At 67.5% G+C, this 26,289-nt stretch carries 20 protein-coding genes; 16 read left to right on the top strand and 4 right to left on the bottom strand.

Annotation, left to right across the window (positions count from 1 at the left end):
• Positions 1–32: 32 nt before the first annotated feature.
• Together JVH1_RS16230 and JVH1_RS16225 are read right to left on the bottom strand one after the other, a co-directional pair.
• Positions 33–1,580 (bottom strand): Rieske 2Fe-2S domain-containing protein, encoded by a 1,548-nt coding sequence (locus JVH1_RS16230; RefSeq protein WP_009477122.1) that lies wholly within the window; start codon positions 1,578–1,580, stop codon positions 33–35.
• 99 nt (positions 1,581–1,679) lie between these two features.
• A complete protein-coding gene (locus tag JVH1_RS16225; protein WP_009477123.1) occupies positions 1,680–2,507 on the bottom strand; it encodes a hypothetical protein in 828 nt (275 codons plus the stop codon).
• Between the two features lie 89 nt (positions 2,508–2,596).
• Between JVH1_RS16225 and JVH1_RS16220 the strand changes: the two genes are divergently transcribed.
• From JVH1_RS16220 to JVH1_RS16210, 3 genes are read left to right on the top strand one after another with little or no spacing between them, the layout of a single operon-like run.
• Positions 2,597–3,352: a 1-acyl-sn-glycerol-3-phosphate acyltransferase gene (locus tag JVH1_RS16220; protein ID WP_009477124.1), complete on the top strand. Its 756-nt coding sequence runs from the start codon at positions 2,597–2,599 to the stop codon at positions 3,350–3,352.
• Positions 3,353–3,363: 11 nt separating this feature from the next.
• A complete protein-coding gene (locus JVH1_RS16215; RefSeq protein WP_009477125.1) occupies positions 3,364–4,095 on the top strand; it encodes a 1-acyl-sn-glycerol-3-phosphate acyltransferase in 732 nt (243 codons plus the stop codon).
• 44 nt (positions 4,096–4,139) lie between these two features.
• Positions 4,140–4,961: a Cof-type HAD-IIB family hydrolase gene (locus JVH1_RS16210; protein WP_009477126.1), complete on the top strand. Its 822-nt coding sequence runs from the start codon at positions 4,140–4,142 to the stop codon at positions 4,959–4,961.
• 31 nt (positions 4,962–4,992) lie between these two features.
• On the opposite strand, the gene JVH1_RS16205 is transcribed toward JVH1_RS16210, so the two are convergent.
• Positions 4,993–7,119 carry an N-acetylmuramoyl-L-alanine amidase gene (locus JVH1_RS16205; RefSeq protein ID WP_009477127.1) on the bottom strand — a complete coding sequence of 709 codons (2,127 nt, stop codon included), beginning with the start codon at positions 7,117–7,119 and terminating at the stop codon, positions 4,993–4,995.
• Between the two features lie 236 nt (positions 7,120–7,355).
• Between JVH1_RS16205 and JVH1_RS16200 the strand changes: the two genes are divergently transcribed.
• Entirely contained in the window at positions 7,356–8,930 is a 1,575-nt protein-coding gene (locus JVH1_RS16200) for a SpoIID/LytB domain-containing protein (RefSeq protein WP_043780520.1), read from the top strand.
• Here the strand turns inward: JVH1_RS16200 and JVH1_RS16195 are convergent.
• Positions 8,927–10,051 (bottom strand): glycosyltransferase, encoded by a 1,125-nt coding sequence (locus tag JVH1_RS16195; protein WP_009477130.1) that lies wholly within the window; start codon positions 10,049–10,051, stop codon positions 8,927–8,929. The two genes, JVH1_RS16200 and JVH1_RS16195, sit on opposite strands and share 4 nt — an antisense overlap.
• Before the next feature lie 146 nt (positions 10,052–10,197).
• Between JVH1_RS16195 and glf the strand changes: the two genes are divergently transcribed.
• The 12 genes from glf to fadD32 all read left to right on the top strand — a co-directional run bounded on the left by glf (position 10,198) and on the right by fadD32 (position 26,248).
• Complete coding sequence (glf, locus tag JVH1_RS16190) at positions 10,198–11,415, top strand: UDP-galactopyranose mutase (protein WP_009477131.1); 1,218 nt, start codon at positions 10,198–10,200, stop codon at positions 11,413–11,415.
• Positions 11,412–13,328 carry a glycosyltransferase gene (locus tag JVH1_RS16185; protein ID WP_009477132.1) on the top strand — a complete coding sequence of 639 codons (1,917 nt, stop codon included), beginning with the start codon at positions 11,412–11,414 and terminating at the stop codon, positions 13,326–13,328. The genes glf and JVH1_RS16185 overlap by 4 nt, the downstream gene beginning before the upstream one ends.
• Positions 13,309–13,827, top strand: a complete 519-nt coding sequence (locus JVH1_RS16180; RefSeq protein ID WP_009477133.1) for a phosphatase PAP2 family protein — start codon at positions 13,309–13,311, stop codon at positions 13,825–13,827. Before JVH1_RS16185 ends, JVH1_RS16180 begins: the two co-directional genes overlap by 20 nt.
• Positions 13,824–14,729: a decaprenyl-phosphate phosphoribosyltransferase gene (locus JVH1_RS16175; RefSeq protein WP_009477134.1), complete on the top strand. Its 906-nt coding sequence runs from the start codon at positions 13,824–13,826 to the stop codon at positions 14,727–14,729. The genes JVH1_RS16180 and JVH1_RS16175 overlap by 4 nt, the downstream gene beginning before the upstream one ends.
• 1 nt (position 14,730) lies before the next feature.
• On the top strand, positions 14,731–16,650 hold the full coding sequence (zomB, locus tag JVH1_RS16170) for a flagellar motor control protein ZomB (protein ID WP_009477135.1): 1,920 nt from the start codon (positions 14,731–14,733) through the stop codon (positions 16,648–16,650).
• A gap of 338 nt (positions 16,651–16,988) precedes the next feature.
• On the top strand, positions 16,989–17,999 hold the full coding sequence (locus tag JVH1_RS16165) for an alpha/beta hydrolase family protein (RefSeq protein WP_009477136.1): 1,011 nt from the start codon (positions 16,989–16,991) through the stop codon (positions 17,997–17,999).
• Positions 18,000–18,284: 285 nt separating this feature from the next.
• Positions 18,285–19,280 carry an alpha/beta hydrolase family protein gene (locus JVH1_RS16160; protein ID WP_009477137.1) on the top strand — a complete coding sequence of 332 codons (996 nt, stop codon included), beginning with the start codon at positions 18,285–18,287 and terminating at the stop codon, positions 19,278–19,280.
• A 131-nt stretch (positions 19,281–19,411) separates the two neighbouring features.
• A complete protein-coding gene (locus tag JVH1_RS16155; protein ID WP_009477138.1) occupies positions 19,412–21,298 on the top strand; it encodes an alpha/beta hydrolase-fold protein in 1,887 nt (628 codons plus the stop codon).
• 126 nt (positions 21,299–21,424) lie between these two features.
• Entirely contained in the window at positions 21,425–22,000 is a 576-nt protein-coding gene (locus JVH1_RS16150) for a DUF732 domain-containing protein (protein WP_005260437.1), read from the top strand.
• Positions 22,001–22,006: 6 nt separating this feature from the next.
• Positions 22,007–22,981, top strand: coding sequence for a cutinase family protein (locus tag JVH1_RS16145; RefSeq protein ID WP_009477139.1), 975 nt, complete (start codon positions 22,007–22,009; stop codon positions 22,979–22,981).
• Between the two features lie 194 nt (positions 22,982–23,175).
• Entirely contained in the window at positions 23,176–24,165 is a 990-nt protein-coding gene (locus tag JVH1_RS16140; protein ID WP_009477140.1) for an LLM class F420-dependent oxidoreductase, read from the top strand.
• 187 nt (positions 24,166–24,352) lie between these two features.
• Positions 24,353–26,248 carry a long-chain-fatty-acid--AMP ligase FadD32 gene (gene fadD32 / locus JVH1_RS16135; RefSeq protein WP_009477141.1) on the top strand — a complete coding sequence of 632 codons (1,896 nt, stop codon included), beginning with the start codon at positions 24,353–24,355 and terminating at the stop codon, positions 26,246–26,248.
• Positions 26,249–26,289: the final 41 nt, after the last annotated feature.

Genomic DNA, 26,289 nt, shown 5'->3' with positions numbered 1-26,289 from the left:
GGTGCGCCGAAGGGTACGTTCGCCCGCCGGGGTCAGAGCTTCGTGGACCGCAGTTCGTGGCCCTTGGACGTCTTGCAGCGCCCCGATTCGAGGTCCCACTGCCAGCCGTGCAGGTTGCAGGTGAGGTTGGTGCCGTCGACGACGCCGAACTTCGACAGGTCGGCCTTCAGGTGCGGGCAGCGGCGCTGGATCTCGTACCCGCCGAGTTCGATCGACGCGGAGTCGTCGTGGGCTTCGGCGAACCAGCCGTCGGCGTAGGCGATGCGCTCGTCGGTGAGGCACTTGAAGAACGTGTAGAGGAATTCGTTGTATCCGCCGACGCGCCACGCCTCGAAGCGGGTGGACAGGAAGATGGTGTTCACCCAGTCGGGCTCGTCGTCGCGCAGCACCGTGCGCACCAGTTCGGGGGCGATGCGGAAGCCGTACCGGTACTTGCCGTCCTTCTCGCCGCGCGGGCGGACGGTGCGCTGCGGGAAGTCGAGGACGACGGTCTCGTCGCCCATCACCAGGCCGACGGGGTAGCCGATGCCGTCGCAGATCAGGTCGGACTGCTTCATGATCGGCTCGAACTTCGCCTTGAGCGCCTCGAGGAGCGGCTCACCCTCGGCGGGGGCCCACGTGGCCTTCTCGGCAGCGAGGACCGGCGCCATGCGCTTCGCCATGTCCTCGATGTACGCGGCCTTGTCGGAGAAGATCTTGTCGACCTCGGCGTCCGGGATCGGGTGCGTGAGCGTCAGCTCGCCGCCCTTCAGGTCCGCGGTCGACCCCGGGATCATCAGGACGCCGCCGTCGTTGCCGTGGATCCGCATCTGCTCGAGGAACGTGATCTGGTCGGGGAAGATGTTGCCCTCGTCACCCCGGTCGTCGTTCAGGTAGCGCAGTGCGTCGTCGAGGAACACCGGCGGTCCGGCGGACGGCACCACCCACGTAGCCGCGACCTGCTCGATGTAGCTGCGGCAGCGGTCCATGCCGCGCTGACGCTTCTGCTTGCCGAAGTTGGCCTTCGTCTTGGTGGGGATGTCGTACACCATCGGGTACCAGATGGCGCCCGAGTACTGCAGCAGGTGGATGTCGATCTTGCCGAATTCGTCGTGCAGGACGTCCATGTCGACGGGGCGTGCGTCGTTCATGTTGAAACACGTGGTCTCGCCGTCGGACACCACGAGACCCGAGTCGCCGATCGGACCGTCCGCGGGGGCGCGCAGCGCGATGATCATGATGTCGAGGTCACCCTTGGGGCCGGTGACCTTGTGTTTGACCGAATCCTCGGTCTCGAAGAACTTGTGGAAGCCCAGCGCCTCGAGTTCACGCCTGAGGTCCGGCACCGGGTAGTCGGGGAGCAGCACCGTCGCGTCCTTGTTGACGTGCTTGCTCAGGTTCTCCGGATCGAAGTGGTCCTTGTGCAGGTGCGACACGTACAGGTAGTCGCAGTTGCCCAGGGCGTCCCAGTCGAGCTGGGTGTTGTCCGGGAACGGGAACCAGGACCCGAAGTACGCAGGGTTCACCCAGGGGTCGCACAGGATCGAGCCTGCCTCGGTCTGGATATGGAATCCGGCGTGTCCGACGCTGGTGACCTGCACTGGTATGCCTCCTGGGAGCTGAGCGACTGTTCCAGAGTAGGCGTTCCCCCCAGGTGAGTGGCAATGCGCGCTCCAGCACACCCTGCCACTCACGTGCGGTCAGGTCACTTCGCCCAGGCAGTAGCCGTCGGGGCCGATGGACAGCGTGACCTGCCTGGTGTTCGTCACACCGGACACGTCGGTGACCGGAACGGACACTTCCAGGTAGTCGCCGCGGACCGGGGTGGCGGTCATCGCGTCGGCGGCGAACGCCGTGGTCCCGGCCAGGACGTCGGGGTCGAGCTGGAGTGGCGGCCGGCCCCCGTTGCCGGTGCCGGACGGGTCCCAGGGGCTGAATCCGGGGCAGATCAGCGGGTAGGCGGCTTCGGTGTCCGCCCTGTTCACCGGCGCGCCCGACTCCCGCGACAGGAAACGGGTGACGGCGTACTCGGCGTCGGCGGGGGAGTAGAAGTCGACGGTCCCGGCGGGGTGGACGTGCGGGCAGGCGTAGCCGGAGGCGATCTCGCTGCGTTTGACGGACACCGTGGTGCCGCCGCCGGTCCACGAGACCGTGAACTGTCCGTCGACGCCGGGCCCCGCGAGCGCCCCGAGGATCGCGGACGTGTCGGCATACTGGCCGGCGGCCTGGGCGGGCGGCAGCGTCCAGCACTTCGCGGGGACGGTGCCGGGCCGGGTGACAAGGTCGGTGGCCCAGGCGCGGACGGCGTCGACCGCTGCGGGGTTGCCGGGCACCTCGCCGACGATCACCTGAGGCACCGGGGTGGGCGGCACGGTGGTCGTGGGCTCGGCCGCGGACGTCGGCGCGGAAACGGTGTCGGCCGGAGGCTCCTCCGTCGGGATGCCGGACTGCGAATCGCACGCCACCCCCGCGCCGAGGATCACCGCGACGACCGGCGCGATGAGCGCCCTCCTGCCCCTGCCAGCCATCTCCAGCGCGCCCTTTCTCTCGACTCCCCACCGAATGTCCGTCCCCGACGGCGGGCCAGATCGCGGATACCCGGCTACGCTAGCCGATTGTGGAACCCGTCTACCGAACCGTCATCGGCATCGCCCGCACCGTATTCGCCCTCGAGGGGCTGAAGTTCACGGTCGAGGGCGATCAGCACATTCCGTCGACGGGTGGGGCGGTGATCGCGATCAATCACACCGGCTACATGGACTTCACCTACGCCGGACTTCCGGCCCGCAGGGTGAAGCGGTACGTCCGCTTCATGGCGAAGAAGGAAGTGTTCGACAACAAGATCTCGGGCCCGATCATGCGCGCGCTCAAGCACATTCCGGTCGACCGGGCCGCCGGCGCGGATTCGTACAAGGCGGCCGTCGACTTCCTGCGCCGCGGCGAACTGGTGGGCGTCTACCCGGAGGCCACCATCAGCCGGAGCTTCGAGATCAAGGAATTCAAATCGGGTGCCGCGCGCATGGCGATCGAGGCGAATGTGCCGATCATCCCGGTGGTCATCTGGGGTGCGCAGCGGGTGTGGACCAAGGGGTTCCCGAAGCGGCTGGGCCGCACGAACACTCCCATCTCGATCGCCGTCGGCGAGCCGATCCAGCCGTTCGAACCCGCATCCGAGCTGACCGCGAAGCTGCACGCCACGATGACGACGATGCTCGCCGACCTCCAGCAGGGCTACGACCACCCGGCGGGCGAGTACTGGGTGCCCGCGCGCCTCGGGGGCAGTGCGCCGACGCTCGACGAAGCGAACAAGATGGACGCCGCCGACGCCGAGGCGAAGGCGCAGTCCCGTCGGGCCCGGGAGACCGGCAGCTAGAGAAGGTGGCGGTGGAGCCTGTCTACGCGGCTGTCGAGGCGACGGCCAAGGCGTTGTCCCTGTTCCAGGGGTTGAGGATGACGCGAGTCGGCCTGGACAACATCCCCACCGAGGGTGGTGCGGTACTCGCGGTCAATCACACCGGCTACCTGGATTTCGTCCAACTGGCACTGGCGGTCGGTGCGGTGGACCGCAAACTGCGGCTCATGGCCAAGGCCGAACTCGCGAACAACAGGGTGATGGCGTTCCTGATGCGTGGGTGCGGGGTCATCCCGGTCGACCGGACCGCAGGCGCGGGCGCGTACCTCGCTGCGGTGGAGCGGCTGCGCGAGGGCGAACTGGTGGGTGTATACCCGGAGGCGACCATCAGCCGGAGCTTCGAGATCAAGGAACTGAAGTCCGGTGCGGCGCGCATGGCGATCGACGCCCGGGTGCCGCTCGTGCCCGTCATCGTGTGGGGAGCCCAGCGGATAGCGACGAAGGGCAGACCGAGAAACCTTGGGCGGCATCGGTTCCCGGTCACCGTCGAGGTCGGCAGGCCGATCGAGCCGCGGGAACCGGCGGAGGCCCTCACCGCGACCCTGCACACGGAGATGGACGCGATCCTGCGCCGGGTGCAGGACGGCTTCGACCATCCGGCGGGCGCGTACTGGGTGCCCCGGCGACTCGGCGGCAGCGCGCCGACCATCGAGGAGGCCACCGAGATGGACCGCCGCGAAGCCGAGGAACGGCGGGCCCGGTAACGGCCGCCCGGTGGCGCCGCAGACTCGGCAGGCAGAATGGCTGGGTGAGCCCAGACCGACCGAGCCTTGTAGCGTCCGATGTCGACGGCACCCTGATCGGGGAAGACGAGCGCATCAGTGCCCGCACCCGCGACGCCGTCGCGTCGGTGGTCGCGTCGGGAACCCCCTTCGTGCTGGCCACCGGCCGGCCCCCGCGCTGGATCCATCCCGTCGTCGACGGCCTCGGCTACGCGCCGCTCGCCGTCTGCGCGAACGGCGCCGTCATCTACGACAGCGACAGTGACCGCGTGCTCAGCGCCGCGACCCTCGACGTCGACACCCTCACCTGGCTGTCGGAGATCGCGCTCCGCGTGCTGCCCGGCGCCGGGCTCGCGGCCGAGCGTGTCGGGGTCAGCGCCCACGACGCCGCGACACCGCAGTTCGTGAGCTCCCCCGGTTACCAGCACGCCTGGCTCAACCCCGACAACACCGAGATGTCCGAGAACGAGGTCGTCGCGGCTCCCGCGGTGAAGCTGCTGATCCGGGTGCCGGAAATGTCCAGTCAGGCAATGGTCGACGCGCTGGCTCCGCACATCGGTCGCCGGGCGGATGTCACGTTCTCCACCGACAACGGGCTGATCGAACTGTCGGCGTCGGGAATCACGAAGGCGTCGGGTCTCGCGCTGGTGGCGGAACGGCTCGGCGTGACGGCGTCGCGGATCGTGGCCTTCGGTGACATGCCCAACGACATTCCGATGCTGAACCTCGCGGGCCGGGGTGTCGCCGTCGAGAACGCGCACCCCGACGCCAAGGCCGCCGCCGACGAGGTGACGGCCACCAACTGGGACGACGGCGTCGCGAAAGTGCTCGAGCGCTGGTGGTCCTGAGACCACCAGCGCCCGAGAGGGTGAAACCCGATCAGCCGGCCGGAACCGGTGCCGGCTCGACGGGTGCGGGAGCCGGGTCGGGTGCCGGAGCCGGCTCTACCGGGGCCGGCGGAACCTGCGCCGGGTCCGCGGGCGGTGCGACGGGGGCCGCGGCATCGACCCGGGCACCGTTCTTGTAGGCCTCCGCGTATGTGTCGTTGTAGGTCTTCAACACCTTGGTGACGATGCCGGTGATCTCGTTGAAGATCAGCGAACCGTTCTCGAAGTCGGTGCGCAGACCGCCCGGGATCGGGTACTCGTCACTGGTCGGCAGGCCCAGTTCGCCGTTGTCGGCTCCGAGGTTCTGCCACGTCTTGAAGATCTGGCCGAGGACCGCCCACACACCGCCGTTGGGTGAGGTGAAGATGGCGCCGTTGGCGAACTGTGCGCCCGAGTTACCGGCCTTGGCCTGCAGCAGTCCGGTGAGGGCCTGGCCGAGCCGGCCGGTGTCGCCGCCTTCCGCCACCCACTTCTGGGCGACCGGCGACGGGTCGGTGAGCCGCAGCAGCTCGTTGACCAGGGCGGGGATTCCGGCGCCGAGACTGGCGCTGGCGTCCGTGCCGGGTCCGCCGGACGGCGCCGGAGCCTCACCCGCGGGTGCGTCCGAGGCCAACGAGGCGTTGCCGCCGCCGAGGCTGGCCGCCGCGATCTGCCGGATCTCGTCCATGTGTGAGTACGCCGCGTCTCCCGGGCAGGACGTGTTGCCGACGTCGCGGTGCGCGAAGATCACCGGAAGATCGACGGCCTCACCCTCCGCGTAGGGAGTGAATTCGGTGCCCTCGGAGTACATCGTCGTCTCACCGAGTGGGTCGAGTCCGGCCTTGCCGAGCTTCCAGCCCAGGAACTTGCCGACGGCGTCGAGGGCGGCCTGCGGCGGATCCTCGGACGAGAAGTCGCCCATCATCGCGACTCCGGTGGTGTTCTCGTTGAACCCGCCGGCGTGCGCGCCCTGGACCGGACGGTCGAGACCGCCTGCGCGACCCTCGAAGATCTGGCCGTACTTGTCGACCAGTGCGTTGTATCCGATGTCGCACCAGCCCAGCGTCTGCGCGTGGTAGGCGTAGATCGCGCGGACGATCTCCGCCGATTCGGCCTTCGAGTAGTCGTTGGCTCCCGCGGTGTGGTGCACGGTGGCACCGCCGATGAAGTCGTCGTAGTCGGGGTCCTGGCACCGGATGGACTCGTCGGCACCCCACTGCTGGCGGCTGATGACCTTGGGGCCGCCGCTGTCGAGCGGGCTCGCGATGTCGCCGAGCGTCGCGTCGCCGGGGCCGCTGCCCGGTTCGATGAGGACGGCCGTCACGTCGTCGGCGCCGGCGCGTGCCGGCTGCTGCCGCAACGGCGTGTTGACGGCGGCGGGGGTGTAACCGAGCGGTGCGGCACCTCCGGCGGCGGGTGCCGGTGCGGGAGCGGGGGCTTCGGGTGCCGGTGCGGGAGCGGGAACTGCAGCGGGTGCACCGGCCGCAGCGGGCGTCGAGGTGGGCGTCAGGATCTGGATCGCCTTCGTCAGCCCGACGTAGACGGGTTCGGTGGCGACCTTGCCGTCCGACGCCGTCTTGTCCGTCCGCCGCGTGTCGATCATGTCGGGGGACACCCACTGTCCCCACGTTCCGTCGGCCTGCAGCGCGCGGACCTTCGACTCCGCGGACGCGAGGGTCTCGGAGGTGAGAGCCACCATGCTGAACGGGGTGTCGCGGGACAGTTCCTTGACGATCGCGCCGGGCTGCTGATCGGCCGGGGGCAGGATCGCGGGGTCGGAGACGTCGCCCGGGGTGGGGAGTTTCAGCGGGATCTGCAGGTTCGGGATCTGGATTCCGCCGGGGAGCTGCACATTGCTGGGGATGTGGAGGTACGGCGGGATCTTCAGGTTCCGCAGGTCGCCGATGTTGACGTCGGGCAGGTTCAGCCCGGTCAGTTCCTTCAGCGGAATCACGATGTCCGGGATCTGCGACAGCACGACCTGCGCGATCTCGGTGGACACTGCGGAGTTGGAGGTTTCGTTCGTGGATTTGACGTCGGAGGGTGCGCTACTGATGCCGTAGACCGCAACGGGACTTGCGACAGCCAGAGCGGCGACAGCCCCGAGGACAATCGAGGGCTTCGGTCGACGGTGCGGCAAGGGGGACTCTCCTCAGTTGTAGTTTCCTGCGAGCGACCTCGCGTGTCTGCAACTCGTGATGCTCGTGTGACTGAAGAGACTGTTGTTGCTAACTCCAACCACTCTTGCCACACTAGTCACACAGGTCCATAACGCTCAACCTTACATTGAGACTTTATCCCGAATTTCTCCGACCCGCTGAGACGAGGTGCACGCCCCGTTTCAGCGCTCGTTGTTCAGCGATGAGGAGTGCAGTGATGGCGAAGACCGAATTCGGGGTTCGTGCAGGTAGACCTGCCTGGACCCGCAGGAGGCGGTACATCGCGGGCCCTCCCACCCCGCGCGGATTCAGGGCCAAGCTTCTGCGCGCGTCGGCGCTCGGCATCGCACCCGTCCTCGTCATCGGCGCCGTCACCGGCGTCGTCGTGCAACTGCGCTCCTCCGGCCAGGACGTCCGGGAAACCGTCGCCTCCGACACGCCGTTCACGCTCTCCGGGCACGGCAACGGCCACGGCCGCGGGATGGGCCAGTGGGGCGCCTACGGATACGCGAAGGATCAGGGGTGGGCGGCCGAGCGCATCCTCGGCCACTACTACGGCGGCACCACGCTCGGGACCCTCGCCGACGCACAGATCAGCGTCCGGCTGCAGGCACGTGACGATCAGCCGCTCGACGTCTACTCGGACGCCGGCGCCGTCGTCGCCGGCAAACCCGTCGGGCCGGGGGAGGCCGTCCACCTCACGCCGACCGCCGACGGCGGCGCCAACGTCGTGGTCACCCGCGGATGTGCCGGCGAGGTCCTGTGGCAGGACGCCACCGACCACCCGTGGGTGGACCCGGTCGACCTCGCCCCGGACCGTCCCGCCAACGAGCACCTCAAGCTGTGCGCCGGTGACACCCCCTACCGCGGCGCCCTCGGGGTCGCGCTCGACGGCGCCGCCGTGCGCACCGTCAACGTCCTCGACATGGACGACTACCTCCTCGGTGTCGTGCCCGCCGAGGCGAAGGCCGGCTGGGCCGACAGCGGTGGGGCCGAGGCGCTTCGGGCGCAGGCCGTCGCGGCCCGCTCCTACGCCGCCGCCGAGAACCGGGAAGAGTGGGCGAAGACCTGCGACACCCAGAGCTGCCAGGTGTACGGAGGTTCGGCGAAGGAAGACCCGCGGACCACCGACGCCGTCCGTTCCACCAAGGGCATGATCCTGACGAAGGACAACAAGCCCGTCGCCGCCGAATTCTCCTCGTCCACAGGCGGATACACCGCGGGCGGCGAGTTCCCGGCCGTCGAGGACCAGGGCGACACCGTGTCACCGAACCACGACTGGACGGTGACCCTCACCGCGGGCGACATCGCGTCCGCATTCAACGTCGGAGACCTCGAATCGTTCGAGGTGGTCACCCGCAACAACTTCGGGGTCGACGGCGGGCGCGTCACCGGTGTGAAGGTGGTCGGATCGTCGGGCACCGCCGAGGCGACGGGCGCCGAGGCGCGGTCGAAGCTGAAGCTCAAGTCCGACTGGTTCACGGTCGGTGAGGGGCTCGGCGTCCCCGCGCCGCCCGCCGCTCCCGAACCCGAGTCCACCCTCGCGTCCGCGGGTGAGGACGAGGACACCGTCGGCACCACCGAGGGTTCGCCTATCGCCGAGAAGTACAAGGAACTCGGCGGCGTCAACAGCACGCTGGGAGCGCCGATCGGTCCCGAGTTGATGCTGCCTTCGGAGGCGGGGAAGTTCCGGATGTACACCAACGGAACCATCATCTGGACCAAGAAGCTGGGTGCACAGGTGATCGACGCCAGCGTGCTGCGCGAGTGGTTACCGACGGGCGGCAGTTAGGCCGGGCAGCGAGGACCGGTTCCCTCGAGCACCGCGAGCATCCCGTCGACGGACTCGCCCCAGCCGAAGTCCTCGGCCCGCCTGCGGGCCGACGCCCGGCGCGTACGCGACGGGATCGCGAGAATGCCGCTGACCGCTTCGGCGAACGCGGGACCGCGGTCCCGGGCCAGGGCGCCGCACCCGGGTGTGATGATCTCGGCGAGCGCCGACGACTGTGACGCGACCACCGGGGTGCCCGCCGCGAGTGACTCGAGCGCCGACAGGCAGAACGTCTCGTGCGGTCCGGGTGCCAGCGACACGTCCGCCGACGCGAACAGCGACGCCAGGCGGCCCTTGTCGCTGATGAACCCGGTGAAGTGCACGGGGAGCCCCCGGGCCCGGTACTGCAGCGCCTCGCGTCGCGGACCGTCCCCGGCGATGACCAGCCGGGCGTCGTGACCCTGCCGCCGCAGCAGCCGGACGGCGTCGATGCTCCGTTCCACCTGCTTCTCCACCGACAGCCGACCGCAGTGCAGAAGGAAACGCTGCGCCGGGTCGGCGAACGAGTCGCGCATCACCTGGTCGTGTTTGCCGGGGTGGAACAGGGTCAGGTCCACGCCGAGCGGCACGCGGTGCAGGTTGGGGGCCCCGATGCGGGTGAACTCCTCGCTCGCGAAGTCCGTCGTGCAGACGACGGCGTCGTAGTTGCGGGCCATCCGGCGGTTCGCGACATCGGCCCAGCCGCGGGCCATGCGGCGCGGAGCGACTTGGCCGAGCAGCCGGTCGAGGCGTTCGTGTGAGACGACCACACTGCGCACCCCGCGGGCGCGGGCCCAGCCCCCGAAACCGCGCAGTGTGAGCCGGTCGGACACCTCCAGGACGTCGGGCCGCAGACCGCTGACCACGTCGGCCACCCGCCGCGGATTGACCACGCGATAACCCCCGGTCGCGGGGATGGTGGGAGCCGACCGGGTGATCCGCAGGACCCCGCTCGGCAGCAGCTCCTCGCAGTCGCGCTGACCTGGGACGACGAGGATCACCTCGTGTCCGCGTTCGACGTACCCCTGACCCCAGTTGTGGAGGGCGGTGCGGAGCCCCCCGGACCGCGGTCCGTAGAAGTTCGCCAGCTGGACGATGCGCACCCGCTCATCAAGCGCGATCGCCGCGTCGGCGGGAACAACGAGGTCTGCAGAACCGGTGAATACAGGGAGAACTCCTCGTGCGTGCCGAGGGGGTGCTTGCCCCCTTGGCCGCGCACGGGCGGCGGAGTCGCTTACCCTGGTTCATCGTGACCGCTGCAACCCCAGAGACAACCGCCCCTGGCCGGTACGACCTCATCGTCGTCGGCTCCGGATTTTTCGGACTGACCGTCGCCGAGCGTGCAGCAACACAGCTGGGTAAGCGTGTGCTGGTGCTCGACCGTCGTCATCACCTGGGCGGAAACGCCTATTCGGAGGCCGAGCCCGAGACCGGCATCGAGATCCACAAGTACGGTGCGCACCTGTTCCACACCTCGAACAAGAGGGTGTGGGACTACGTCACCCAGTTCACCGAATTCACGAACTACCAGCACCGGGTGTTCGCGCTGCACAAGGGGCAGGCGTACCAGTTCCCGATGGGGCTGGGCCTGGTGTCGCAGTTCTTCGGGCGCTACTTCACCCCGGACGAGGCGCGGAAGCTGATCGCCGAGCAGTCCAGCGAGATCGACTCCGCATCTGCGTCCAACCTGGAGGAGAAGGCGATCTCCCTGATCGGGCGGCCGCTGTACGAGGCGTTCGTGCGCGACTACACCGCCAAGCAGTGGCAGACGGACCCCAAGAACCTGCCCGCGGGCAACATCACCCGCCTGCCGGTGCGGTACACCTTCGACAACCGCTACTTCAACGACACGTACGAGGGCCTGCCCGTCGACGGCTACACCGCGTGGCTCGAGAACATGGCGAAGGACCCGAAGATCGAGGTCCGGCTCGAGACCGACTGGTTCGACGTCCGCGACGACCTGCGCGCCGAGAGCCCCGACGCCCCCGTCGTCTACACCGGCCCCCTCGACCGCTACTTCGACTACTCCGAGGGCGAGCTGGGCTGGCGCACCCTCGACTTCGAGACCGAGGTGCTGGAGACCGGTGACTTCCAGGGAACCCCGGTCATGAACTACAACGACGCCGACGTGCCCTTCACCCGGATCCACGAGTTCCGCCACTTCCACCCGGAGCGGGAGTACCCGAAGGACAAGACGGTCATCATGCGGGAGTTCTCGCGGTTCGCGGAGAGCAAGGACGAGCCGTACTACCCGATCAACACCCCAGACGACCGCGCGATGCTCGCCGCCTACCGCGACCGTGCGAAGGAGGAGATGGCGTCGAACAAAGTTCTGTTCGGTGGCCGCCTCGGCACCTACCAGTACCTGGACATGCACATGGCGATCGCCAGCGCGCTGTCGATGTTCGACAACTCCCTGCGTCCGCACTTCGAATCCGGTGCGGCCCTCGTGGGGGATGCCGAATGAGCGCCCGACATCTGCTCGAATCCGAGAAGGTCACCGAGGACGCCCCGTTACTCGGCAAGTCGCTGCTGCAGCGGGTGATCCTGCCGCGCGCCGGTGAGCCGCTCGACGTCCGCACCCTCTACCTGGAGGAGGCGAAGACCAACAGCCGTCGCGCGCATTCGCTGTCGCGCACCTCGCTGTCGGTCGGCGCCGAGGCGGAGGCGTCGTTCTGCACCTACTTCAACGCGTTCCCGGCCAGCTACTGGCGCCGGTGGAGCACCCTGAACTCGGTGGTGCTGCGTCTCGAGCTGTCGGGGCACTGCCGCATCGACGTGTACCGCTCGAAGGCCGACTCGTCGCGGATCCATGTCGAGGGCCGCGAGTTCCAGGACGGTGACGCCGCGCTGGAATTCGAGATCGAACTCGCCCCGTTCGAGGACGGCGGCTGGATCTGGTTCGACATCACCACCGACACCGAGGTCGTCCTGGAGAGCGCCGGCTGGTACGCACCGGTCGACGCCCCCGGTGAGGCCACCGTCGCCGTCGGCATCCCCACGTTCAACCGGCCCACCGACTGCGTCAAGGCACTGACGGCGCTGGCGTCCGACGAACTCGTCATGGACGTCGTCAAGGCCGTCATCATCCCGGACCAGGGCACCCGCAAGGTCAAGGACGAACCCGGCTTCACAGAGGCCGCCGAAGCGCTCGGCGACCGGCTGGCCATCCACGACCAGGCGAACCTCGGCGGGTCCGGCGGCTACAGCCGGATCATGTACGAGGCGCTGAAGACCACCGACTGCCAGCACATCCTGTTCATGGACGACGACATCGAGATCGAGCCCGACTCGATCCTGCGCGCGCTGGCGATGTCGCGGTTCGCGAAGACGCCGATGCTCGTCGGCGGGCAGATGCTGAACCTACAGGAGCGCAGTCACCTGCACTCGATGGGCGAGGTCGTCGACCGGTCCATCTTCATGTGGACGGCCGCCCCGAACGTCGAGTACGACCACGACTTCTCCCGCTACCCGCTCAGCGACCGCGAGAACTCGCGTCTGCTGCACCGCCGGATCGACGTCGACTACAACGGCTGGTGGATGTGCATGATCCCGCGGCAGGCCGCCGAGGAACTCGGTCAGCCACTGCCGCTGTTCATCAAATGGGACGACGCCGAATACGGCCTGCGTGCCCGCGATGCCGGTTACCCGACCGTCACCATGCCCGGCGCGGCGATCTGGCACATGGCGTGGAGCGACAAGGACGACGCCATCGACTGGCAGGCGTACTTCCACCTGCGGAACCGGCTCGTCGTCGCGTCCCTGCACATGCCGGGCAACGGCCGCGGCCTCGTGATCAACACGGTCAAGGCCACGATCAAGCACCTGCTGTGCCTCGAATACTCGACCGTCGCGATCCAGAACCAGGCCATCGCCGACTTCCTGCAGGGCCCCGAGCACATCTTCGAACTGCTCCCCACCGCGCTCGGCAACGTCCACGCGATGCGCAAGGAGTACCCGGACGCGGTGGTCCTGCCGTCGTCGACGAGCCTGCCGCTGCCCTCGGGTGAGGAAGTCGGTGCGGTCGGCCTGCCCACGAACCCGCTCGCGAAGATCGTGCGCCTCGGCAAGGGCCTGATCCACAACGTCAAGCCCGCGCACGAGCAGCACCACGAGCGTCCCCAGCTCAACGTGCCCACCATCGACGCGCGGTGGTTCCTGCTGTCCCAGGTGGACGGCGTCACCGTCACCACCGCGGACGGGCGGGGAGTCGTCTACCGCAAGCGCAACCCCAAGCTGGCGCTCGCGCTGCTGAAGGAAGCGATCCGGCTGCGCCGCGAACTGGGCCAGCGGTTCCCCGAACTCAAGCGCGAGTACCAGGACGCCGTTCCTGCACTGACCAGCAAGGAGAGGTGGGAACGTGTCTTCGGCATCAAGTGAGGTCCAGATCCTGCAGGCCGTCCAGTCGACGATCGCGAGCCGTCCCGGCGTCGTCTCGACGGCACGGGGTATGTCCCATTTCGGTGAGCACGCCCTCGGGTGGGTGGCCGTCGCCGGCATCGGCGCGGCACTCGACAAGCCTCGTCGCCGGCAATGGGCGGGAGTCGCGGTGGGTGCCGTCGGCGCCCACGCCGCGTCGATCGTGATCAAACGCATCGTCCGCCGCCCCCGGCCGAACGACCCGTCGATCCAGGTCAACGTGTCGACGCCCAGCAAATTGAGCTTCCCGTCGTCGCACGCGACGTCCACGACAGCAGCTGCCGTGCTGCTCGGCCGCCTCACCGGGCTACCCTTGCCTGCGTTGTTGGTACCGCCGATGCTGCTCTCCCGGCTCGTTCTGGGAGTGCACTACCCGACCGATGTGCTCGCCGGATCTGCCCTGGGGGCCGCCTCTGCGGTCGCGGTGCTGAAGGCCGAGCAGAAGTTTGGAGAGAAATGAGCGAGGAACCGGCCGTCGTCACCGGACCCCCGACATCCCTGGCGGCAGGCATCGTCAAGGCCGTTCGCCCGCGTCAGTGGGTCAAGAACGTCCTGGTCCTCGCAGCTCCCGTCGCCGCGGGCACGGCGACGGAATCCGACGTCCTGCTTCCCGTCGCACTCGCCTTCGTGGTGTTCTGCATGGCAGCGTCCGGCATCTACCTCGTCAACGACGCGATGGATGTCGAGGCCGACCGCGCGCACCCCACCAAGCGATTCCGCCCCATCGCGGCCGGTGTGCTGCCCGTCAACCTGGCCTACGGCATGGCGGTCGTGCTGCTCGGTGCGTCGATCGCCCTGTCGTTCCTCGCCAACTGGCAGCTGGCGGTGGTGATGGCCGTCTACATCGGCATCCAGCTCGCGTACTGCTTCGGTCTCAAACACCAGGCCGTCCTCGACATCTGCATCGTCTCGTCCGGGTTCCTGCTGCGCGCCATCGCAGGCGGTGTCGCCGCCGAGATCGCACTGTCGCAATGGTTCCTGCTGGTCATGGCATTCGGTTCGCTGTTCATGGCGGCCGGTAAGCGGTACGCCGAACTGCAGCTCGCCGAGCGCACCGGCGCGAAGATCCGCAAGTCCCTCGAGAACTACACCACCACGTACCTGCGTTTCGTCTGGACGCTCAGCGCCACCGCGGTCGTGCTCTGCTACGGGCTGTGGGCGTTCCAGCAGGACGACCTGAAGGCCACCAACTGGTACGCCATCTCCATGGTGCCGTTCACCATCGCGATCCTGCGTTACGCCGTGGACGTCGACGGCGGCGAGGCGGGGGAGCCCGAGGAGATTGCGCTGGGCGACCGCGTGCTCCAACTCCTCGCGATTGCCTGGATCGGAGTGGTGGGTGTCGCTGTCTACCTCGTCTGACTTGGTAGGAGGCGCCGAGGACTCGGACGCCGCCGCGGAGCGGACCACCGAACGCCACCGGAAGGCCATCCTCTCGAGGGTGGTCTTCCTCGGGGGTGTGGCCGTCTCGGCTCTCCTGATGTTCTGGGGTGCCTGGGAACGGCGATGGATTGCCGACGACGGCCTGATCGTGCTGCGCACGGTCCGTAACCTCCTCGCAGGCAACGGTCCCGTCTTCAACTCGGGCGAGCGTGTCGAGGCCAACACCAGCACAGCGTGGACGTACATCGTCTACGCGTTCAGCTGGCTCTCCCAGGCCCGGCTCGAATACGTCGTCCTGACGATCGCGCTGATCCTGTCCACGGCGGCGATCGTGCTCGCCATGTTCGGCACCGCGCGCCTGTACCGCGGTGGGTCCTTCGCCGGCGGCGGCACGCTGTTCCTGATGCCCGCCGGTGTGCTCGTCTACATCGCGGTGCCCCCGGCCCGCGACTTCGCGACGTCGGGTCTCGAAAGCTGCCTCGTCATCTTCTGGATCGCGCTGCTCTGGCTGCTGCTGGTCCGGTGGAGTCAGGCGACCACCCCGTCCACCACTTCGGTGCTCGTGCTCTCGTTCGTCGCGGGCATGGGACCCCTCGTGCGCCCCGAACTGGCGATCCTGGGTGTGCTGTCGCTGGCCATGATCTTCCTCGCGCCCGGTCTCACCTGGGGGGTGCGCGTGGCGATGGTGTTCGTCGCCGGCATCGTTCCGGTGGGCTACCAGATCTGGCGCATGGGCTACTACGCCCTCCCGTACCCCAACACCGCGGTGTCGAAGGACGCCGGCGGCGCCAAGTGGTCGCAGGGTTTCGCCTACCTCTGGAATCTGCTCGGCCCGTACCTCCTGTGGCTGCCGCTGGTCTTCCTTTTCGCCGGCGCCGTGATCGCCTGGCGGGGCCGGGACAAGTCCATCGGAGATGGTGTTCGTCACACCGAGGGGAATCGGCTGACGCGTCTGCGCGGATGGCTGCGGACGCAGAATGCCGTCGTCGTCTTCATTCTGGCGAGCGGGCTGATCCTCGGTCTGTACTCGTTGCGCGTCGGCGGCGACTTCATGCACGGCCGCGTTCTTCTCCCCGTTCTGTTCTGTTTCATCGTTCCCGTCGCCGTAATTCCGGTGCGAATTCCGGACCGGGCCGCGTGGGGGCGTAATAGGGAATCGTCGATTTTCCTCGCAATGGCTTCTCTGTGGGTCGGCACCGTCGTGTGGGCATTCTTCGCGTCGAACACGACGGGAATGCCGGAGGGTGTCGTTATCGGACGGTCCGGAATTGTCGACGAACGCGCCTTCTACGTTCTCAACACCGGTCATGCGCACCCGATTCGAGCGGACGATTATCTGGACTACCCGCGGATGCGCGCCATGGTCCAGACCATCTCGGACACCCCCGACGGCGGCCTGCTCATCCCGTCCGCCGATTACACGTACTGGTTCGTCGTTCCTCCGCCCCTTCCGATCCCGGACGGCGGCGCAGGCCACACCGTGTACTTCCTGAACCTCGGCATGACGAGCATGAACGTCGGCCTCGACGTGCGGGTGCTGGACCAGATGGGTCTCGCCTACCCGCTTGCGGCGCACACCGAGCGGTTGGACGACGGCCGTATCGGGCACGACAAGGCCCTCTACCCCGACTGGGTCGTGGTGGACACGGGAATGATCGACAAGCACCCGTGGATGCCCGGATTCCTCGACGAGGAATGGGTGACCGAGGCGCGGGTCGCGCTCACGTGCCCCGAGACACAGGACCTGCTGACGTCGTACCGGTCCGAACTGACGTGGCCGCGATTCAAGCAGAATTTCAAGGATGCGCTGCATTTCGCGAGTTATCGATTCGAGCGAGTGCCCGCATATGAAATTCAGCGGTGCAATCTCGAGCCACCGTTCCCGGAACCGGCCAAATAGGGCGAACCGGGCGGTGCGTGTGTCACCGGGGCGTCCCGGGCAGATCTCGATGTCGGAACATCAGATCTCGTTTGTGTAACGCTGGAACTGTCGTCGACGATGTACGTCGATGATGAGTCATCGGTGACGGTGGTCTGGAAGTTCCTCGAAAAACGCTCCGTGAGCGTTTGTCAGGGAAGTTCGTGTGACATACAGTCCACCAAGCGCAGTGTGACTTGGAAGAGGTCCGCTGCCGACCCGGTTTCAACGCCCGGGCCGGCAGGTCGCCTGTTCCCCGACGGAATCCGCCGGAGCCGCCCAGTGGCGGAGTCCGCAGACGAAGAGAGTGAGCAGTATTCATGCGTTTTGCCAGACCGAGGTTGTCTCAGCGCCTCAAGCAGCGTGCGATGGCCATCGGTGCCGTCGCACTGGTACTGCCTGTGGGCGCAGGAATCGCTGGTGGAGCCGTCGCCGCAGCAGCACCGACGCACGCGGGTCCCGCCAAGACCGCGCCGGCCGGTGGCTACGAGGAACTGTGGGTTCCCTCTTCCATGGGACCGATCAAGGTCCAGGTCCAGTGGGCAGCCCGCGGCGGTAGCGCCGCGCTGTACCTGCTCGACGGACTGCGCGCCCGCAACGACCGCAACGCGTGGAGCTTCGAGACCAACGCGTTCGACCAGTACCGCAACGACAACGTGACCCTGGTCATGCCCGTCGGCGGCGAGTCCAGCTTCTACTCCGACTGGTACTCGGCGAGCAACTTCAACGGTCAGCCCGTCACGTACAAGTGGGAGACGTTCCTGACCAAGGAACTGCCCGACTTCCTCGCCAACTACGGCGTCTCGCGCACCAACAACGCCGTCCTCGGCCTGTCGATGGGTGGCAGTGCCGCCCTGACCCTCGCCGCGTACCACCGCGACCAGTTCAAGTTCGCCGGTTCGCTGTCCGGTTACCTGAACATCTCGGCTCCCGGCATGCGTGAGGCGATCCGCGTCGCGATGATCGACGCCGGCCGCTACAACGTCGACGCGATGTGGGGCCCGCCGTGGAACCCGGCGTGGCTGCGTAACGACCCGTTCGTGTTCGCCCCGCGCCTGAACGGTCTGTCGATGTTCATCTCGGCTGCCAGCGGTCTGCCCGGCGAGTTCGACCACCCGCGCGCTCCGATCGACTACTACAACACCGCCAACGGCATGGGCCTCGAGGCTCTCGCCCTGGCCAACACCCGCGCCTTCCAGGTGCGTCTGGCCACCCTCGGTGTCCCGGCCACCTTCGACTTCCCCGCCAACGGCACGCACTCGTGGCCGTACTGGGGTGCCGAGCTGTGGAAGGCCCGCGGCCAGATTCTGGACACACTGGGCGCCTGGTGATCTGACACCACCCCCGTGACGAATGCCGCCCCGCCGATCCGGCGGGGCGGCACTCGTGCGCTCCGGGGTGCCCGCGCCCCGGCCGGGTACGTGAGGGAAAACCCAGGATTCCCTTCCCCGGGAGTGCACAACGGAACGTTTTGTCAGTAAGGTGATCCCGTCGAGACGCCACCCGCGCAGCGAGCGCTGCGCGGGTGGCGTCTGTACGTGAGATTTTCACGAGAGTTATCGAGAGGTTGCCGCGGCCGCGGCGCGAGACGGATCAAGCGGAGGGAAGACGAGTTCATGCGAGTTGGGGGTTCGACGAGAACAAGCGGATGGGCCAGGCGTACCGCCGCCGCAATTGCTCTGGCGGTCGCACTGCCACTGGGCGTGACCATGGTGGGCGGCGGCGCAACGGCATCCGCAGCCTTCGACCCCGCCGCACAGGACTTCTGGGTCGACTCCGCCATGGGACCGATCAAGAGCCGCATCTGGCGTGCCGCCGACGGCAACACCAACCGGGTCGTCTACCTGCTCGACGGTCTGCGCGCGCAGGACGACCTGAGCGGCTGGGAGGTCAACACCGACGCGGGCCCGTTCCTCGCCTCGCAGAACATCAACGTCGTCCAGCCGGTCGGCGGGCAGTCCAGCTTCTACTCCGACTGGATTTCGAACTCGAACCTCAACGGCCAGAAGACGCCGTACAAGTGGGAGACGTTCCTCACTCAGGAACTGCGCGACGCACTGGCGAACCGCCTCGGGTTCCAGTCCACCCGTAACGGCGTCATCGGCCTGTCGATGGGTGGCAGCGCCGCCCTGACCCTCGCCGCCTACCACCCCGAGCAGTTCAACTACGCGGGCTCGCTGTCCGGTTACCTGAACATCTCGGCTCCCGGCATGCGTGAGGCGATCCGCATCGCGATGCTCGACGCCGGCCGCTACAACGTCGACGCGATGTGGGGCCCGCCGTGGAACCCGGCGTGGCTGCGCAACGACCCGTTCGTGTTCGCGAACAAGCTTCGCGACAACAACACCCGCCTTTGGGTGTCGGCGGCCAACGGCATCCCCGCCCCCGGCGGAGCCGCACCGACCGGATTCATGGACGTCTTCAACGCGAGCACCGGTGCGAGCCTCGAGGCACTGTCGCTGGCGAACACCCGTGCCTTCCAGGTCAAGATGGCGACCCTCGGCGCGAAGAACGTCACCTACAGCTTCCCGCCCCGCGGCATCCACACGTGGCGTTACTGGCAGCAGCAGATCCACGATCTGGCCGGCGACCTCGGCAACACGATCGGGTAGCTCGGAAGTAACAATTGCACCAGCTGTAACAGCGCGGCACTCCCACTCGTCTGTCGTTTGCGTGTAGAAAGAACCGGAACGCGAGGCCGTGCTCCGTGTTGGCCTCGACGCGCAGAGAGAGAGTGAACGTCATGCGAGTAGGCCTGTTCAAGGCAGAACGTCAGCGTTCGTCGGCCGGAAATGTTCGAAGGCGGACGCTGGCCTCGCTTGCCGCTGTGCTCGTGGTGCCGGTGGCGGTCGGGTTCGCCCAGACCGCCACCGTCTCGGCTGCGCCCGTCGCCGCGCAGGCTCCGGTGGCCACGCAGGCCCCGGGCGCCGCGACGATCCATCACGTCGACTGGCTCACCGACCGTCGCGTGGCGATCTGGATCAACTCTCCGTCGATGGGCGTGCCCATCCAGGTGCAGATGCTGCTTGCACGGGACTGGAACTCGAAGCCCACCGAGAAGTTCCCGTCCGTCTACATGCTCGACGGTCTCCGCGCGCAGGACAACGAGAACGGCTGGACGCTCGAGACCGATGCCGAATCGTTCTTCGCCGACAAGAACATCAACGTCGTCCTCCCGGTCGGCGGCCAGTCCAGCTTCTACTCCGACTGGGTGGCCCAGGACAACGGTCAGAACTACCAGTGGGAGACGTTCCTCACGAAGGAACTGCCCCCGATCCTCGAAAGCGACTGGCGCACCACGCAGACACGCGGCGTCATCGGACTCTCGATGGGCGGCACGTCCGCGATGTTCCTCGCGGCCCGCAACCAGGGATTCTTCAAATTCGCCGCGTCGCTGTCGGGCATGCTCACCACCACCGCGCTCGGCATGCCGCAGGCCGTTGCGTACGCGATGAGCGACGCGGGCGGATTCGACGCGGACGCGATGTGGGGTCCCCCGACCAGCGCGGCGTGGGAGGAACACGACCCCTACCTGCTGGCCGACAAGCTCAAGGGCGTCAGCCTGTACATCTCCAGCGGTAGCGGAACCACGGGCCCGTACGACCAGCCGTCCGGAATCCCCGGCGTCAGCACCAATTACGCGGGTATGGGCCTCGAGATCCTGTCGCGGCTCACGTCCCAGACCTTCGCGACCAAGCTGAACAAGCTGGGCATCCCGGCCCAGGTCAACTACCGGCCGTCCGGCACGCACTCGTGGCCGTACTGGCAGTTCGAGCTCCACCAGCTGTGGCCGCAGCTCGCCAGCGCCGTCGACGTCGAACCCGACAAGCCGGTATGCGCCACAGGCGGTTCCATCGCCGGGGTGGCCGGCGCGAACCCGTGGATCGGCGACTGCCTCACCCCCGAGTACAGCCTCGCGGGCGGCACGGTCCAGGACTTCCGCAACGGCCGGATCTTTGCCAAGTCCGACACCGGCGCGCAGCCGGTGGCCGGCGCCATCGGCGGCGTCTACCAGGCGACCGGTGGTCCGGGTGGGCCGCTCGGCTACCCGACGACGCCCGAACTGGCCACCCCCGACGGTCGCGGTCGCTTCAACCACTTCGAGCACGGGTCCGTGTACTGGTCGCCGCAGACCGGGGCACACGCCGTTCGCGGCGCGATCCGCGACGAGTGGGCACGTCAGGGCTGGGAGGGCGGACCGCTCGGATACCCGGTGGCCGAGGAAGTTCCCACGCCCGGCAAGGACGGCGCGGTGCAGGGCTTCGAGATCGGCGCCATGTACTTCAGTCCCGCGAACGGCACCCACCGCGTGCAGGGAATGATCATGGGCAAGTACGCCGAACTCGGTTACGAGGGCGGGTGGCTCGGATTCCCGAAGACCAGCGAGATCGCGGTCAAGGATGGTGGCCGGTTCAACCAGTTCGAGGGCGGCAACATCTACTGGAGCCCGCTGTCGGGTGCGTGGGCCGTGGAGAACGGACCGATCTTCGACGCCTGGAAGAGCGCCGGCTACGAGGGCGGTCGACTCGGCTTCCCGATCAGCGACAAATTCGCCATCCCCGGCGGAGTTCAGCAGAACTTCCAGACCGGTTACGTCACAGTGATCGACAACAAGGCCGAGATTCACTGATGGCCGGATCGCACTAGAAATCTCACGCGCAGCGGGCGGGGCCGGGTCCGGCGGACCAGGCTTCCGCCCGATCTGCGTCTGTACCCTGTCGAGAGACAACGACTTGGAAAGCAAGGACGGAAATAGATGCCGCAGCACTCACGTATCAGCACCACCTTCCGACGGGCGATCGCCGTAGGCGCGCTCGCCGTCGCAGCGAGCGGATTGTTGGTCGGGTGCGGCAGCGACGATTCCACGGCGACGTCGAACCCGTCCACCAGCGCCGCGACGTCGGCTGCGGCGTCCAGTTCCGCCGAGAGTTCGGCGTCCGCCGCGCCCAGCGCGAGCGCCTCGGCTTCGGCCTCCGCGCCGGTGACGAGCCCGGGTGAGGCGGCGACGGCGCCGCCGCAGCAGCCCGAGGAAGTTCCGGGTGATTTTCCCGGCCCCGCCGAGGTCCCGGTCAGCGCCGAAGGCCAGAAGTTCCTCGACGCGCTGAAGAGCAAGGGCATCGAGCCGGCCGCTGACGGCACCATGGCCGTGAGCACCGCCGACTTCATCTGCCAGGCCAAGGCCGAAGGCAAGAGCGACGCCGAAGCGATGGTGTTCGTCACAGCGATGGTCGGCACCGAGGCGTCGGCTGCGGGTCAGGAACTGACCCAGGAGCAGGCGACGGCCAACGCCCAGACCTACATGGATGTCGCCCACGCGACCTACTGCAAGTAGACGCCGATGTCGTTGACCGGAACGCGGAAGAAGAAGAGCAGCCTCCTGCGCAAGCTGATGGTGCTGATCGTGATCCTGCTGGTGATTCTCGTCGCAGTGATCGCGCTCTGGTATCTCCTCGCAGGGCGGCTGCCCAAGCCGATCCCGACCCCGCCCGGTCCCGAGCGTCCCAACGCCCAGCCGGCCAGCTGTCCCGACGTCCAGGTGGTGGTCGTCCCGGGCACGTGGGAGTCCAGCGCCGCCGACGACCCGTACAACCCGACGGCCAACCCGGCGTCGCTGATGCTCAACGTGTCGCGGCCGCTGCAGGAGCAGTTCGAGCCGTCGCGTGCCGACGTGTACACGGTTCCGTACGTCGCACAGTTCTCCAACCCGGTCGCCTTCCCGCCGGACGGGCAGCAGTCGTACAACAACAGCCGCGGCGCGGGCACGGCCGCCACCAACGACATCCTGATCCGTCGTCACGCCGAGTGCCCGCTGACCAGCTTCCTGCTCACCGGCTTCTCGCAGGGCGCGGTCATCGCCGGCGACGTCGCGTCGAGTATCGGCGCAGGTGACGGTCCTGTTCCGGCGGATCTCGTACTGGGTGTCGGGCTCATCGCCGACGGTCGCCGCGACCCGGCCGCCGCCACGAATATCGGGCAGCCGGTCGCCGGTGTCGGAGCCGAACTGTCGCTGGCCGGTCTGCAGATCCCGGGAATCACGATGACCGGTCCCCGCCCCGGCGGTTTCGGTGATCTCACCGACCGGGCGGTCGAGATCTGCGCCCCGTCGGACGGAATCTGCGACGCCCCGGCGCAGGCGTTGAAACCGAGCAACTGGATCGGAAGCGGTCTGCGTCTGCTCGAGTACAACAACAACCCCGTCCACGCGATGTACAACTCGTACGTCGTCGACGACTCCGGCACGACGGCCACGCAGTGGATCGCCGGATGGGCTGCCGAGAAGATCGAGGCCGCCCCGACCCCGGCACACAGTTGATTTTGTGGCGGATGGGTTCACCGTGGTCGGTGAGCCGTGAAACGTCCCAAACAGATAGGCGAGACGCGTACTGGCCGGTAGTGTGCGTTTCTCGGCACCGGTAGAGTGCTGCACTGTTGCGGCATCACCGGTGCCCGACCCCACCGATGTTCACGTCCTGAAACGCGGGCGTTTCACCACAGGAGAAGCTATTCATGAGTTCCGACGCCAGCTCGTTGCGTAAGTTTCGATTCGCAGCAGGCGGAGAGGGCAACGCGGACGAGGGCGGCGCGCGTCGGTTCGTCAAGCTCGCGCAGAAGGCCGAGGAACTCGGGTTCGACAGCTTCATGATCCCCGACCACCTGGGGAACCAGGTGGGACCGATCGCCGCTCTCGGTGCACTCGCGATCGCCACGGACAAGATCCGGCTCGGCACCGCTGTACTGGCCAACGGCTTCCGGCACCCGGCGATCCTCGCCAAGGACGCCGCCACCATCGACGTCCTGTCGGGTGGCCGCCTCGAACTCGGCATCGGCGCCGGCTGGATGAAGGAAGAGTTCGACAAGGGCGGCATCGACTACGAGCGCCCGGGCGTCCGGATCGCCAAGCTCGAGGAAACCCTGCAGATCCTCGACGTGCTGCTGCGCGGCCAGGAGTGCAACTTCGACGGCAAGTACTACCAGATCAAGGGCCTGACCGGCAGCCCGCGACCGCGGCAGGGCCCGCGTCCCCCGATCGCCGTCGGCGGCGGCGGCCCCAAGATGCTGGCGCTCGCGGCCAAGTACGCCGACATCATCTCCGTGGCGACGCCGACCAGCAAGGAAGGCAAGCTCCTGCTCTCGGGTGTCACGCTCGAGAAGACGATGGAGCGCGTCGACCGGATCCGGGAGGCTGCCGGTGACCGGTTCGACGACATCGAACTGAACTGGACGATCACCACCATCGTCATCACCGACGACCGTGAGCAGACCGCCGAGATGGCGCTCGCCGCACTCGATCAGGGCTTCCCGCCGAACATCGAGGTCGACACCAAACTGTCCGTCGAAGACATCCTGAGCTCGCCGTATCTCGCGATCGGAAGCTTCGAGGAGATCGCCGATCAGATACGTATGGTGCGAGAAAAGACGACAATGTCTTACGTCGGTGTGTTCCCCACACAGATGGATGCGTTCGCGCCGATCATCTCGCAACTGAAGGGCGAGTAGACGCAGCGTACCGAGGGCGGCGATGCCAATCTGTAACATATCGATGGTTTGGAATCGATGAACTTATTCGGGTGAGTGGCGTGTTACGTCGTTCCCCACGAGTTGTACAAGATCCGATTCGGCGAAGGAAGTCTGGGGCGCAGTCATGCCGGTGGCATGCCTGTGTGATCGCTTCGGAGGAGATGGAATGAACGCGAAGTTCGATGATTTTATCGACGAGAAGGGCCATATCAGGCTCGACTCGGGAAGCACGCTGGTCGACTACGTCCAGCGGCACACCCGGGAGAACTCGGACGAGCTGGCATACCGCTACATCGACTATTCGCGGGACAGAGACGGCGAAGCACAGGAGCTGACCTGGGAACAGTTCGGCCACCGCCTGCGCGCCGTCGCGGCTCGCCTCCAGCAGGTCACCAAGCCCGGCGACCGTGTCGCAGTCCTGGCGCCGCAGGGTCTCGACTACGTCATCTCCTTCTTCGCCGCCATCCACGCCGGAACGATTTCGGTGCCGCTGTTCGACCCCGACGAACCCGGCCACACCGACCGTTTGCACGCCGTCCTCGGTGACTGCACGCCTGCCGCCATCCTCACGGCCACCTCCTCCGCCGCGGGTGTTCGACAGTTCTTCCGGTCCCTCCCCGCCGCCCAGCGCCCCCGCATCATCGCCGTCGACGCCATCCCCGACAGCGTCGGCGAGTCCTGGGTGCGCCCCGAGATCGATCTCGACGACGTCGCGTACCTGCAGTACACGTCCGGTTCCACCCGTGTGCCCGCCGGTGTGGAGATCACGCACCGCGCCGTCGGCACCAACGCGCTGCAGATGGTCGACTCCATCGAGCTCAACGAGAATTCGCGCGGCGTCACGTGGCTGCCGCTGTTCCACGACATGGGTCTACTGACCGTCATCCTGCCCGCCCTGGGCGGCAAGTACATCACCATCATGAGCCCGCGCGCGTTCGTGCAGCGGCCGTACCGGTGGATCAAGGAACTGGCAGCGGTCTCCGACGGTGCGGGCACGTTCGCGGCCGCACCCAACTTCGCGTTCGAGCATGCGGCCGCCCGCGGTCTGCCGAAGAACGGTGAGAGCCTCGATCTGAGCAACGTGATCGGTCTCATCAACGGCAGCGAGCCGGTCACCACGTCGTCGATGCGCAAGTTCAACGAGGCGTTCGCGCCGTACGGCCTGCCGAAGACGGCGATCAAGCCCTCGTACGGCATGGCCGAGGCCACCCTGTTCGTGTCCTCCACCCGGCACTCGGACGAGGCCCGCGTCATCTACGTCGACCGCGACGAGCTCAACGCCGGTCGCGTCGTGAAGGTGGACCAGGACGCCGAGAACGCCATCCCGCAGGTGTCGTGCGGCTACGTCGCGCGAAGCCAGTGGGCCGCCATCGTCGACCCCGAGTCGCGGATCGAGCAGCCCGACGACCGGGTCGGAGAGATCTGGCTGCACGGCGAGAACATCGGGATCGGCTACTGGGGTCGCACCGACGAGACCGCCGAGACGTTCCACAACAAGCTGACCAACCGGCTCGCGGAGGGCAGCCACGCGGAGGGCACGCCCGAGGACGCCAACTGGATGCGGACCGGCGACTACGGCGTTTACATCGACGGCGAGCTGTTCATCACGGGCCGCGTCAAGGACCTCGTGATCGTCGACGGCCGCAACCACTACCCGCAGGACCTCGAGTACTCGGCGCAGGAGGCGAGCACCGCGCTCCGCCCCGGCTTCGTCGCCGCGTTCGCGGTCCCGGCAAACCAGCTGCCCGCCGTCGTGTTCGAGAACACACATTCGGGTCTGAACTACGACGCGGGCGACTCCTCCGAGCAGCTCGTGATCGTGGCCGAGCGTGCACCGGGTGCGGGCAAGGCCGACCCCCAGCCGATCGCCGACACGGTGCGGGCGGCGTTGTCGAGCAGGCACGGGGTCACCGCGCGCGACATCCTGCTGGTGCCCGCGGGCTCGATTCCTCGTACGTCGAGCGGCAAGATCGCCCGCCGCGCGTGCAAGGCGAGCTACATCGAAGGCACCCTGCGCGGCGGATACACGCAGACGGCCTTCCCCGATAGCGTTTCCGAATAGTCCACTTCCTGACGGGTAGCTTGGTGAGTTGATGGCTGAAA

It is taken from the genome of Rhodococcus sp. JVH1 (genome assembly GCF_000280725.2).
Lineage (GTDB): Bacteria > Actinomycetota > Actinomycetes > Mycobacteriales > Mycobacteriaceae > Rhodococcus_F > Rhodococcus_F jostii_A.
Note: the sequence above shows the minus strand (reverse complement) of the source record. Positions and strands in the feature narration are given on the sequence as shown.

Bases quoted from the DNA above. Each gene is read 5' to 3' on its own strand.
- JVH1_RS16225 (WP_009477123.1), bottom strand. From the start codon at position 2,507: ATGGCTGGCAGGGGCAGGAGGGCGCTCATCGCGCCGGTCGTCGCGGTG.
- JVH1_RS16200 (WP_043780520.1), top strand. From the start codon at position 7,356: ATGGCGAAGACCGAATTCGGGGTTCGTGCAGGTAGACCTGCCTGGACC.
- JVH1_RS16185 (WP_009477132.1), top strand. From the start codon at position 11,412: ATGAGCGCCCGACATCTGCTCGAATCCGAGAAGGTCACCGAGGACGCC.
- JVH1_RS16175 (WP_009477134.1), top strand. From the start codon at position 13,824: ATGAGCGAGGAACCGGCCGTCGTCACCGGACCCCCGACATCCCTGGCG.
- JVH1_RS16165 (WP_009477136.1), top strand. From the start codon at position 16,989: ATGCGTTTTGCCAGACCGAGGTTGTCTCAGCGCCTCAAGCAGCGTGCG.
- JVH1_RS16160 (WP_009477137.1), top strand. From the start codon at position 18,285: ATGCGAGTTGGGGGTTCGACGAGAACAAGCGGATGGGCCAGGCGTACC.
- JVH1_RS16155 (WP_009477138.1), top strand. From the start codon at position 19,412: ATGCGAGTAGGCCTGTTCAAGGCAGAACGTCAGCGTTCGTCGGCCGGA.
- JVH1_RS16150 (WP_005260437.1), top strand. From the start codon at position 21,425: ATGCCGCAGCACTCACGTATCAGCACCACCTTCCGACGGGCGATCGCC.
- JVH1_RS16145 (WP_009477139.1), top strand. From the start codon at position 22,007: ATGTCGTTGACCGGAACGCGGAAGAAGAAGAGCAGCCTCCTGCGCAAG.
- JVH1_RS16140 (WP_009477140.1), top strand. From the start codon at position 23,176: ATGAGTTCCGACGCCAGCTCGTTGCGTAAGTTTCGATTCGCAGCAGGC.
- fadD32 (WP_009477141.1), top strand. From the start codon at position 24,353: ATGAACGCGAAGTTCGATGATTTTATCGACGAGAAGGGCCATATCAGG.